The 11,630-nt window shown below is 70.9% G+C and carries 12 protein-coding genes; 5 read left to right on the top strand and 7 right to left on the bottom strand.

The features are described from left to right. Window positions 1-45 precede the first annotated feature (45 nt). The 4 genes from iolD (at window position 46) to J7024_RS22460 (ending at window position 4,364) form a co-directional block, all read left to right on the top strand. Window positions 46-1,929 carry a 3D-(3,5/4)-trihydroxycyclohexane-1,2-dione acylhydrolase (decyclizing) gene (gene iolD / locus J7024_RS22475; protein ID WP_175761579.1) on the top strand — a complete coding sequence of 628 codons (1,884 nt, stop codon included), beginning with the start codon at window positions 46-48 and terminating at the stop codon, window positions 1,927-1,929. A gap of 60 nt (window positions 1,930-1,989) precedes the next feature. Further along, window positions 1,990-2,919 (top strand): myo-inosose-2 dehydratase, encoded by a 930-nt coding sequence (iolE, locus tag J7024_RS22470; protein ID WP_124825908.1) that lies wholly within the window; start codon window positions 1,990-1,992, stop codon window positions 2,917-2,919. A 39-nt stretch (window positions 2,920-2,958) separates the two neighbouring features. Next, on the top strand, window positions 2,959-3,777 hold the full coding sequence (gene iolB, locus J7024_RS22465; RefSeq protein ID WP_234745518.1) for a 5-deoxy-glucuronate isomerase: 819 nt from the start codon (window positions 2,959-2,961) through the stop codon (window positions 3,775-3,777). Between the two features lie 92 nt (window positions 3,778-3,869). Further along, a complete protein-coding gene (locus J7024_RS22460) occupies window positions 3,870-4,364 on the top strand; it encodes a heme-degrading domain-containing protein (RefSeq protein ID WP_124825910.1) in 495 nt (164 codons plus the stop codon). A gap of 269 nt (window positions 4,365-4,633) precedes the next feature. Here the strand turns inward: J7024_RS22460 and J7024_RS22450 are convergent, their stop codons facing one another. From J7024_RS22450 to J7024_RS22420, 7 genes are all read right to left on the bottom strand, one after another. Further along, a complete protein-coding gene (locus tag J7024_RS22450; RefSeq protein ID WP_124825911.1) occupies window positions 4,634-5,338 on the bottom strand; it encodes an ABC transporter ATP-binding protein in 705 nt (234 codons plus the stop codon). Then, window positions 5,335-6,084: an ABC transporter ATP-binding protein gene (locus tag J7024_RS22445; protein WP_175751172.1), complete on the bottom strand. Its 750-nt coding sequence runs from the start codon at window positions 6,082-6,084 to the stop codon at window positions 5,335-5,337. The genes J7024_RS22450 and J7024_RS22445 overlap by 4 nt, the downstream gene beginning before the upstream one ends. Continuing rightward, entirely contained in the window at window positions 6,081-7,322 is a 1,242-nt protein-coding gene (locus J7024_RS22440; protein WP_199568709.1) for a branched-chain amino acid ABC transporter permease, read from the bottom strand. Before J7024_RS22440 ends, J7024_RS22445 begins: the two co-directional genes overlap by 4 nt. Further along, a complete protein-coding gene (locus J7024_RS22435; protein WP_124825914.1) occupies window positions 7,315-8,250 on the bottom strand; it encodes a branched-chain amino acid ABC transporter permease in 936 nt (311 codons plus the stop codon). Before J7024_RS22435 ends, J7024_RS22440 begins: the two co-directional genes overlap by 8 nt. Before the next feature lie 13 nt (window positions 8,251-8,263). Then, window positions 8,264-8,701 carry an acyl-CoA thioesterase gene (locus J7024_RS22430; protein ID WP_124825915.1) on the bottom strand — a complete coding sequence of 146 codons (438 nt, stop codon included), beginning with the start codon at window positions 8,699-8,701 and terminating at the stop codon, window positions 8,264-8,266. 94 nt (window positions 8,702-8,795) lie between these two features. Beyond that, window positions 8,796-9,332 (bottom strand): NUDIX domain-containing protein, encoded by a 537-nt coding sequence (locus J7024_RS22425; protein ID WP_234745517.1) that lies wholly within the window; start codon window positions 9,330-9,332, stop codon window positions 8,796-8,798. Window positions 9,333-9,453: 121 nt separating this feature from the next. Beyond that, a complete protein-coding gene (locus tag J7024_RS22420; RefSeq protein ID WP_234745516.1) occupies window positions 9,454-10,692 on the bottom strand; it encodes a YbfB/YjiJ family MFS transporter in 1,239 nt (412 codons plus the stop codon). 124 nt (window positions 10,693-10,816) lie between these two features. On the opposite strand from J7024_RS22420, the gene J7024_RS22415 reads away from it, so the two are divergent. Next, window positions 10,817-11,630: LysR family transcriptional regulator (locus J7024_RS22415; protein ID WP_234745515.1), on the top strand; the 814-nt coding region annotated here is incomplete at its 3' end.

Genomic DNA, 11,630 nt, shown 5'->3' with positions numbered 1-11,630 from the left:
GCCGGTGCCCGCGATGACCAACCGACTCTTCCTGATCGACAGACGATGACCACCACCGTAAGACTGACCGTCAGCCAGGCCCTCGTGCGCTACCTGGCCGCCCTGCGCGCCGAAGTCGTCCAGCCCGACGGCCGCACCGAGATCCTGCCGTACTGCGGCGGCGTGTTCGCGATCTTCGGCCACGGCAACGTGGCCGGGCTCGGCGAAGCGCTGCAGGCCGAAAAGGACCGGCTGCCGACGTTCCGCGCGCACAACGAGCAAGGAATGGCGAACGCGGCCGTCGCGTTCGCGAAGGCCAACTTCCGCCAGCGGATGATGGCCGCGACGTCGAGCATCGGCCCCGGCGCGACCAACATGCTGACTTCCGCCGCGCTCGCGCACGTCGGCCGACTGCCGCTGTTGCTGCTGCCCGGGGACGTGTTCGTGTCGCGGCTGCCCGACCCGGTGCTGCAGCAGGTCGAGGATTTCGAACAGGGCGACGTCAGCGCAAACGACTGCTTCCGGCCCGTCACGCGCTACTTCGACCGGATCACGTCGCCCGAGCAGTTGCTCGTCGCGCTGCCGCGCGCGATCCAGGTGATGACCGATCCCGCGCAGTGCGGCCCGGTGTGCCTCGCGCTGCCGCAGGACGTGCAGACCTTCGCATACGACTGGCCCGAGGACTTTTTCGCGCCGCCGGTGATCCGGATGCGCCGGCCGCCGGCCGACGCGCTCGAACTCGCCGATGCCGTCGACGTGCTGAAGGCCGCGAGGAAGCCGCTGATCGTCGCCGGCGGCGGCGTGCTGTACAGCCAGGCGTGGGACGCGCTGCGCGCGTTCGCCGACACGCACGGCGTGCCGGTTGCCGAATCGCAGGCCGGCAAGGGCAGCCTCGCGTGGGACCACCCGTTGAACCTCGGGTCGATCGGCGTGACGGGCTCGCCCGCCGCGAACCGCGCGGCCGCGCAGGCCGACGTGGTGTTCGCGGTCGGCACGCGCCTGCAGGACTTCACGACCGGCTCGCATGCGCTGTTCGGCCAAGCGGCGCTGCTGAGCCTGAACGTGCAGCCGTTCGATGCGGGCAAGAAACGCGGCCGGCAATTGATCGCCGATGCGCGCACGGGCCTCGGCCAGTTGTCGGCCGCCCTCGCCGGCTGGCATGCGGAACCGGCGTGGACGGCCGCGAACCGCGACCAGGCCGCCGCATGGAACGCACGCGTGGCCGACCTGACGACGCGCATTCCGAAGGACACGCTGCCGTACGACGCGGAAGTGATCGGCGCGGTGCGCGACTCGGCCGTCGACGCCGGACGCGACAGCGCGCGCGACGATCTCGTCGTCTGCGCGGCCGGCACGCTGCCGGCCGAACTGCACAAGCTGTGGCGCAGCGGCGTGCCGGGCAACTATCACATGGACTACGCGTATTCGTGCATGGGCTACGAAGTCGCGGGCGGCCTCGGCGCGAAACTCGCGCGGCCCGAGCGCGAGGTGATCGTAATCGTCGGCGACGGCTCGTACATGATGCTCAACGCCGAACTCGCGACCTCCGTGATGCTCGGCCGCAAGATCATCGTCGTGATCCTCGACAACCGCGGCTACGGCTGCATCGAGCGGCTGCAGCTGAATTGCGGCGGCGCGAGCTTCAACAACATGCTCGACGACTGCGTGCCCGAAGGCGGCGAGCGCTCGACGATCGACTTCGCGATGCATGCGCGCGCGATGGGTGCGGAAGCCGTGCACGTGCGCGACGTCGCCGAACTGCGCAGCGAGATGAAGCGCGCACGCGCGGCGAAGACGAGCCAGGTGCTCGTGATCGACACGACGCACGGGCGCACGACCGAGGACGGCGGCGCGTGGTGGGAAGTCGCGGTGCCGCAGGTGTCCGCGCGCGCCGGTGTCGAACGCGCGCACCAGACGTATCTCGACGAGAAAACCCGGCAGCGGCGCTGACCCGTATCGCGCCGCCCTGCCCGCCTCGCAACAACACCATTCGACCCAAGGAAGCGTGTCATGAGCTGGAACGTTCGCATCGGTATCAATCCCCTGTCGTGGATGAACGACGACCTGCCGTCGCTCGGCGGCGAGACGCCGCTCGAGACGGCGCTGAAGGAAGGCGCCGAAATCGGCTATGCGGGCTTCGAGCTCGGCAACAAGTTTCCGAAGACCGGCCCCGAGTTGAAGGCGAAGCTCGCGGAATTCGGGCTCGTGTGCGTGTCGGGCTGGTATTCCGGATTCCTGGCGGAAGTCGAGCCGGGGATGAGCGACGATGATGCGCTCGCCGCCGAGATCGAACGCTGCCGCGCGCACATGACGAAGCTGCAGTACAACGACGTGAAGGTGGTCGTGTACGGCGAATGCGCGGGCACGATCCAGGGCAGCATCGATACGCCGGTCGCGAAGCGGCCGCGCTTCGTCGACGACGACACATGGCGGCGCTACGCGGCACGCCTGAACGGGTTCGGCGCGCATCTGCTCGATACGTACGGCATCAAGCTCGCCTACCATCACCACATGGGCGCGTACGTCGAATCGCCGGACGACGTCGACCGGCTGATGGCGCTGACCGATCCTGCGAAGGTGTTCCTGCTGTTCGACACGGGCCACGCGTATTTCGGCGGCGCGGCCGATCCGGTCGCGCTGCTGAAGAAGCACGTGTCGCGCGTCGCGCACGTGCACTGCAAGGACGTGCGTCCGCAGGTCGTCACGCAGGCGCGCAACGGCGGCTGGAGCTTCCTGAACGGCGTGATCAACGGCACCTTCACGGTGCCGGGCGACGGCGCGCTCGACTACGAAGCGACGCTGCGCACGCTGAAGGACGCCGGCTACGAAGGCTGGCTCGTCGTCGAGGCCGAGCAGGATCCGGCTGTCGCGCCGAGCTATCAATATGCGAAGAAGGGTTACGACACGCTGCGCGCGATCGTCGACCGGTTGAGCGCTTGAGTGCTTGAGCGCCGTCATCTCATCGAGGAGCCTCATTCCATGACGATTTCTCCCCTGCTGGTCAAGGCGTCGCCCGAGCGCGAAATCTGCAACGTCACGCCGGAATCGGCCGGCTGGAAGCATGTCGGCTTTCGCGCGCTGCGCCTGAAGGCCGGCGATACCGAAGCGGTCGATACCGGCACGCGCGAGCTGTGCATCGTCGTGCTCACCGGCACGGTGCGCGCCGAAGTCGACGGTGAGATCTACGATGCGCTCGGCAAGCGCGACAGCGTATTCGAAGAAGTGTCGCCCGACGCGCTGTACGTGCCGGGCGACAAGACCGTCACGCTCGTCGCGACGCGCGATGCGGAGGTCGCGCTGTGCACCGCGCCTTACGTGAGCGGCGACAAGCGCGTGCAACGCCTCGACGGCGAACGCATGCGCCGCGCGGTGCGCGGGCAACGCACCAACACGCGCTACGTATGCGACATCCTGATGGGCGACAACCCGGCGGCCGACCGGCTGCTCGTCGTCGAAGTGGTGACGCCCGCGAGCCATTCGAGCAGCTATCCGCCGCACAAGCACGATCGCGACGCGGCGCCCGACGAAACGTCGCTCGAGGAAACCTATTACCACCGGATCGATCCGCCGCAGGGCTTCGCGTTCCAGCGCGTGTACACGGACGATCGCAGCCTCGACGAAGCGTGCGCGGTCGAGAACCACGACGTCGTGATGGTGCCGCGCGGCTATCACCCGGTGGTCGCGCCGCACGGCTACAACCTGTACTACCTGAACGTGATGGCAGGGCCGAGCCGCGCGTGGGCATTCAAGAACGATCCCGCGCACGAATGGATGCTCGATGCGGCACCCGGGCGCTGAAGCCGCGACGTGCCGAAACGCCGAACGATCGACGGCCGGCGCGCGATGCAGGACACGCGCGCAAGCCACTGTTGCGACGACCCGGAGCTGACATGGCGACTCCCTTCCCGTACTTCGCGCACCGGACTTCCGGCGACGATCCGGCGGCCCCGATGCTGCCGCGCTTCGATGCCGACGTCGCGCGCCGGCTCGGCGACATCGCGATCAACCTCGCGTCGCGCCGCGGGCTGCCGATCGCGGTCGGCATCGTCGGCGCGGCGTCACCGCTCTTCTACTGCGCGCTCGACGGCAGCCGCGCGGTCGACAGCGACGCGATCCGCCGCCGGCAGAACACGGTGTTCCGTTTCGGTCTCAGTTCGCTCGAAGTCGGCGTGCGGTTTCGCCGCGCCGGCTGGTCGCTGCAGTCGCAGGGATTGTCGGACGACGACTATGCGCTCGACGGTGGCGGCGTGCCGCTGCGGATCACCGGAGGCGGAATCGTCGGCGCGATGACGATCGCGGGGCTCGACGACGCACGCGACCACGCGCTCGTCGTCGAAAGCCTGCGATGGCACGTCGGCGCGAACGCGCTCGCGCTGATCGCGTAGGCGCACACGCCGGCTCGCCGGATCAGCGCAGGCCTTGCTGCTCGCGTAGTTGACGACGACCGATGCGCCTTCGGCGGCCAGCGCCTGGCGATCGCGGCGCCGATGCCCTTCGATACGCTCGTGACGATCGCTACCTTGTTTGCCAGCTTGCTCTTGACGTCCTCCTTCGCCTAAAGGCGGAGGATTCCCACACCTGGCGATGCACGTCCGCACCGGAAATTGACTGGCGTGATCTGCCGAACAGTCGGCGGGATGGGCTCTGCCCCCGCTCAACCGGCGCTCAGCCATGCACCGACGACGTCGCTGCCGAGCCCGTCGAGCGCGCCGTCGTAGACGATCCGGCCGCGCCCCATCACGGCGACGCGCCGCGCAAGCCGCGGCGCAAGCTGCAGCCGCTGCTCGATCAGCAGGATCGCGACACCATCGGCCTGCAGCGCGGCGAGGCACGCGCCGACCTCGTCGACCGCGAGCGGTGCGAGCCCTTCGGCCGGTTCGTCGACGATCAGCACGCGCGGGCTGCCCGCGAGCGCGCGCACCAGCGCGAGCACCTGCTGCTCGCCACCCGACAGGCGGCCGGCCTTCACGTCCGCACGCTCGGCCAGCAGCGGAAACCGCGCGAGCAGCCGTTCGAGCGCGGCGCGCCCGGCCACACCGCGCGCGCCGCGCAGGCCGAGCCGCAGGTTGTCGCGCACACTCAGCAGCGGAAAGACGTCGCGGCTTTCGGCCACATAAGCGACGCCGCGCCGCGCGATCTCGAAGGTGCGCGCGCCCACGCATTCGACTCCCGCGATATGCACCGAGCCCGCCGTCCGCACAAGCCCCATCACGGCCTTCGCGAGCGTCGAGCGCCCGGAGCCGTTGCGGCCGAGCAGCGCGAGCGTTTCGCCGGGCGCGAGCGCGAGATCGACACCGTCGAGCACGGGCTGCATCCCGTACCACGCATGCAAGCCACGAATATCGAGCAGCGCGCTCATGCGTGCTCTCCGAGATACGCACGACGCACGGCCGGATCGGCGCGGATCGCGTCGGGCGCGCCGGTCGCGACCACCGTGCCACGCACGAGCACCGTGATGCGCTCGGCGAAGCCGAACACCGCGTCCATGTCGTGTTCGATCATGAGCACCGTGCGGCCCTGCGTCGTCGCGCGGATCAGCGCGATCATCCGCGCCGCCTGTTCGCGGTTCATGCCGGCCGTCGGTTCGTCGAGCAGCAGCGTGCGCGCGCCGCTCGCGAGCGCGATGCCCAGATCGAGCGCACGTTGCTCCGCATAGCCGAGCTCGCCGGCAAGCGTGTCGCGCCGCGCATCGAGGCCGATGTCATGCAGCACGCGCGCGGCCGCGAGATCGACCGACGCCGATTCGCGCAGCCGGTTCCACCAGCGCCGCCGCTCGGCCGGTGCATGCAGCGCGGCGCAGCGCAGGTTGTCGAACACGCTCAGCCGCGCGAACGCACTCGTCTGCTGGAAACTGCGGCCGATGCCGAGGCGGCTCGCCGCGACCGGCCCGCGCCCGCGCAACTCGACGCCATGCAGCACGACGCGCCCGCGGGTCGGCCGCGTCGCGCCGGCGATCACGCCGAACAGCGTCGACTTGCCCGCGCCGTTCGGTCCGATCAGCGCATGACGCTCGCCGGCGGAGACGCTCAGTTCGACACCGTCGAGCACCGTCTGCATGCCGAAGCGCTGCACGATGCCGTGGAGCACGATCGCGTTGCCGTTCATCGCCGGTCCTCCCGCCTGCCGCCCCGCGCGCCGGCTCCACCGCTCGCGAGCCGAGCGCGCCAGCCCCACAGCACCATGCCGATGCCCGCCGCCGAGCACGCGACGGCCCAGCCGGCCGGTGCGTCGGCATCGATGCCCCACGCGCCGAACGCGACGCCGGCGGCACCATCGTCCTGCGCGAAGCGCCACGCATAACCGAGCTCGGCCGCGCAGACGATCGCGACGCCCCAGAACACGCACGCGCCGACACCGCACAACATGCGCCAGCGCTCGAGCGCCGGCGCGTCGCGGCGCAACGCGTGCGCGACATCCTGCGCGAGGCCCGCGATCCCGCGCGGCGCGGCGACGACGACCGCGACGAACAGCACGCCGAGATACAGCGCCCACGCACGCGATACGCCCGCGACGACGACGCTCAGCGCGGTCAGCATGGCTGCCCCGGCCGCCGGCCCGAAGAACCCGCCGGTGCCGCCGATCACCGCGGCGATCAGCACGGTTGCCGAACGCGCCATCGACACGCTGTCCTGCGTCGCGATTTCGACGTCGATCAGCGTCAGCGTGCCGGCGATGCCCGCGAAGAACGACGCGCAGGCGACCATCGCGAGCCGCACGCGGCGCGGCTCGGTGCCGAGCGCCGCGACGCGCGCGGGGTTGTCGCGTACCGCGTTCGCGAGCCGCGCGAGCGGCGTGCGCGTCAGCGCATGCATCGCGATTGCCGACGCGACGCACCACGCGCCGATCACCGTATAGGCCTGCAGCGGCGCACCGAAATTCCAGCTGCCCCACGGCGTGCCGCTCGCGCGGTCGATCGGTACGCCGCCGAGACCGCCGAACCACGCTGGCACGCTCCACGCGGCAGCCGCGACGCATTCGCCGAGACCGAGCGTGATCATCGCGAACACAGTGCCCGCGCGACGGGTCGCGAGCAGCCCCGCGACGAACCCGAAGCCCGCGCCGGCCACGCCGCCGACGAGCGGCAGCAGCGGCAACGGGCCGCCGAAACGATTGAACCAGTGCGCGGCCGCGAACGCGCCGAGGCCGGCGAACGCCGCATGGCCGAACGACAGCAGCCCGGTCGTGCCGAGCTGCAGGTTGTACGACAGCGCGAGCACGACGAGTGCGGCCGTCTGCGCGAGATAGCCGAGCATCGCGCCATGCGGCCACAGCCACGCGGGCAGCATGACGCACGCGGCGAACGTCACCCAGCGCAGCGCGCCGGCGAGTGCGCGGCTATCCATCGACACGCTCGCCGAACAATCCGCGCGGACGCGCGACCAGCACCGCGACGAGCAGCAGATACGGCACCAGCGGCGCGAGCTGTGCGATCGACACGGCGGCTACGCTGTCGGGCAGCGCGACGCCCGCCCATTGCGCGAGCTCGCGCAGCGACGTGTCGCTGGACGCCGCGAAGGTCTGCGCGAAGCCGACCGCGAGCGACGCGACGAACGCGCCACCGAGCGAACCGAGCCCGCCGATCACGACGACCGCGAACACCACCGAGCCGACCGTCTCGGCGAGCGCCGGCTCGATCACCGCGAGCGGCGCGCCGATCACGCCGGCCAGCGCCGCGAGCGCGGTGCCGGCGCCGAACAGTCCCGTCATCACGCGCGGCACGTCGTAGCCGAGCGCCTCGACGGCGTCGCGATGCGTGAGCGCGGCGCGCACGACGAGCCCGATGCGCGACGCGCGCAGCAACGCACCGAGCGCGATCAGCATCGCCGTGGACATTCCCATCATGAACAACCGGTAGCGCGGCAGCGCGAGACCGAACACGGTCACGGGCGCGCCGTCGAAGCGCGGCGGCACCGGCGCCGGCAGCGGCGCGAGGCCCCACAGCAGCTTCGCGCCTTCGCCGATCAGGTACGCGAGCCCGAAGGTCAGCAGCAACTCGCCCGTGTGCCCGCGGGCCTGGACACGGCGCAGCAGCGTGCGCTCGCAGCCGGCGCCCAGCAGCCCGACCGCGAGCGGCGCGAGCACGAGCGCCGGCCAGAAGCCCGCGCGCGCCGCGACGCTGTAGCCGACGTACGCGCCGAGCATGTAGAAGCTCGCATGCGCGAAGTTGAGCACGCCCTGCACGCTGAAGATCAGCGTGAGGCCGGCCGACAGCATGAACAGCAGCAATCCGTAACTGAGGCCGTTGAAGGCCTGGAGCGCGAACGCGTGCACCGCCGCGCGCCTGTCAGCGGGCGAGCGGTTCGAGCGCCGCGCGCAGCGCGTCCGGCAGCGGCACCGGGCGGCGCGTGCCGCGATCGACGTACACGTGCACGAAATGCCCCTGCGCGGCCGGCGACGTCTGCCCGGCCGCGAACAGCCCGATCTCGTAGCGCACGCTCGACGTGCCGAGCTTCGCGACGCGCAGCCCCGCGTCGACCGACTGCGGAAACACGAGCGGCGCGAAGTAGTTGCACTGGGTCTCGACCACCAGCCCGATCGTCTGCCCGTGCTCGACGTCGAGCACGCCCGCGTGGATCAGGTACGCGTTCACGACGGTGTCGAAGTAGCTGTAGTAGACGACGTTGTTCACGTGCCCGTAGACGTCGTTGTCCATCCAGCGGGTCGTGATCGGCAGGAAGTGGGGATAGGCGTCGCGCGAACGCGGCTGCGGCTTGTCGGACATGGCGATGGCGGTCAGGACGGGGATGGCGACGCGCGCCGGCGAACGGCAGGCTGCAGCGGCGCCGCGGATGGAATGGCGGAAGCCGGGCGAGCGGTCACTGCCCCGCTCGATCGACGAATTCGAAATCGAGGCCGCGCGCGCGCATCCAGTCGGCGAGCGCGTAGCCGGTGCCGGCGCGCCACGGGCGCAGCAGCGGCGGATCGACGAGCCGGTATTCGAGCAGCTCCGGCGACAGCGCGACGGTGCCCGATGCGCGCACGTGGTACGCGACGATCAGTTCGTTCTTGCGGATGAATTCATAGACGCCGACCAGCGTGACCTGCTCGGCCTTCAGCGCGGTTTCCTCGAACACTTCGCGCGCGATGCCGTCCTCGGGCGTCTCGCCGTTCTCGAGGAAGCCGGTGATCAGCGCGAACATCCCTTCGGGCCACGCCGCGTTGCGCGCTAGCAGGATCTTGCCGTCGAGCTCGACGATCGCGGCGACCACCGGCAGCGGATTGTTCCAGTTCACGTAGCCGCATACTTCGTCCGGGCACGCCTGGCGGACGCGGCCGCCCTCGTGGTCGGGATCGGCGCGCTCGGTCAGCGGGCGCGCGCAGCGCGGGCAAAAACGGAAGTCGGCAATGGTCATCGACGGGGATCTGGCGAGCGTCCGGCGGCCGCGTGCAGGCCGCCCGGTGCGCCCGCTCGGCGCTGGAAAGGCTTCATTCTAGCGAGTTTGCCGCGCCGCGGATGATCCGGCCCCGACGCCGTCAGGGTCGCGCGCGTCCGCTTGCGGCGGTCGCCGCGAAACCGGCCGCGCCGACCAGCAGCGCAACCGCCGCAACCCACAGTGCGGGCGAGAACGACCCGAAGTGCGCGGCGAGCGGCGCCGCGACGAGCGGGCCGAGAATCTGCCCGACCCCGTACGACGCGGTCGCATAGCCCATCAGCCCGGCCGCGCGCTCGCCATGCAGCCGGCGCGCTTCGCGCATCGCGAACAGCGTGATCGCGGTGAACGGCAGCCCGAGCAGCGCGCTGCCGACCGAGAAACCGGCCGCGTTCGGCCACACGATGCCCGCCGCGATGCCGAGCGCCTGCGTCGCACAGCCGGCCGCGAGCAGCAGCCGGTTGTCCCAGTGGCCGGGCAGCCGCGCGGCGGCGATCGCGCCGACGATCAGCGCCGCGCCGAACATCGGCCAGAACAGGTCCGGCCACGGCGAGCCGGCCGGCAGCGCGGCGCGCGCGATCACCGGCAGGAACGTCGCGGTGATGATGTAGCCGAAGCCTGGCATCCCGTACAGCACGACGAGCCACGCGGCATCGGCCCGATGGCGTCGCGCATCGGCCGGCGCGACTGCGGCAGCCGCCTGCCGCGCGGACGCGGCCGGCTGCCCGGCGACGGCCGGCGCATCGCCGAAGATGCGCCAGATCGCGACGGACAGCACCGCCGACAACGCCGCGAAGCCCAGCCAGCCGGGCGCCGCGCGGTGTCCGGCCAGCGCGCTGCCGATCAGCCCCGTGAGCACGATCCCGACGCCCGGCCCCGCGTAGATCACCCCGCTCCACTCGGGCGCGTGCAGCTCCGCCAGCCGCCGCAACCCCCATTGCGACACGAATACGAACGTCCACGCGCTGACGACACCCGCGACGAAGCGCACGACGAGCCAGACGGGCAGCAGATGACCGACGCCCATCGCGGCGGTCAGCAGCACCGTGGCGGCGAGCCCGGCGCGCACCATCCGCGCGGGCGCGATCTTCAGGGCCGCGCAGCTGACCGCGCCGACGAAATAGCCGGCGTAGTTCGCCGACGCGAGCCAGCTGCCGGCCTTCAGGCCGATCGAGCCGTCGGCGAGCATCAGCGGCAGGAGCGGCGTGAACGCGAAGCGGCCGACACCGAGCGCGACCGCCAGCCCGATCATGCAGGCAAGCGCGGCCGTGCGCGCACGGCGGTCGGCATCGTCGGACAGGTGCGCGCCGGGAGCGGCGCTCGGAGCATCGGAACGGGACATGGCGGCATGGGCCGCGCGCAGCGCGCGCCGGCCGGAACGGGAATCGGAATGCCTGTATCGTAGCTTGACCAAATGTTCTTGAAAAATGAATAATCAAGAACCAAATTATCTCCTGGAGAGAATCATGGATCTGGCGGCGCTGGCGATTTTCCGGGCCGTCGTGCGCGAAAACGGCGTGACGCGCGCGGCGGCGAAGCTCAATCGTGTGCAGTCGAACGTGACGACACGCATCAAGCAGCTCGAAGAGGAACTGGGCGCGGCGCTGTTCGTGCGCGACGGCCGCCGGCTCGTGCTCACGCCGGCCGGCCACACGCTGCTGCCGTACGCGGAACGGCTGCTCGCGCTAGCCGACGAGGCGCGCGACGCAGTGCGCGAGGACACGCCGCGCGGGCGGCTGCGGCTCGGCACGATGGAAAGCACGGCCGCGAGCCGCCTGCCGACCGTGCTCGCGCGCTATCACCATGCGTGGCCCGACGTGTCGCTGGAGCTCGTCACCGGCACGACCGGCTGGCTGATCGACAAGGTGCGCGATTTCGAGATCGATGCGGCGCTGTTCGCGCGGCCGCCCGCGCCCGACACGCTGCCCGACACGTTCGAGACCGTGCCGATCTACCGTGAGGACCTGGTGCTGCTGACCCCGCGCGGCCATCCGCCGGTGCGTACGCCGCGCGACGTGATCCTGCCGACACTGATCGCATTCGAGCGCGGCTGCACGTACCGGAAATACGTCGAGCAATGGTATGCGCAATGCGGGATGAAACCCGCGCGGGTGCTCGAACTCGGCTCGTATCACGCGATCGTCGCGTGCGTCGCGGCCGGCGCGGGGATCGCGGTCGCGCCGCGCTCGGTGCTCGACCTGCAGCCCGAGACCGGCAACGTCGCCGCGCACACGATCGCCGAACTCGAGGGGATCGATACGCTGCTCGCGTGGCGGCACG

Source organism: Burkholderia sp. WTPI3 (genome assembly GCF_021483755.1).
In the GTDB taxonomy this organism is placed as follows: domain Bacteria; phylum Pseudomonadota; class Gammaproteobacteria; order Burkholderiales; family Burkholderiaceae; genus Burkholderia.
This window is presented reverse-complemented; position numbering and strand designations above follow the sequence as displayed.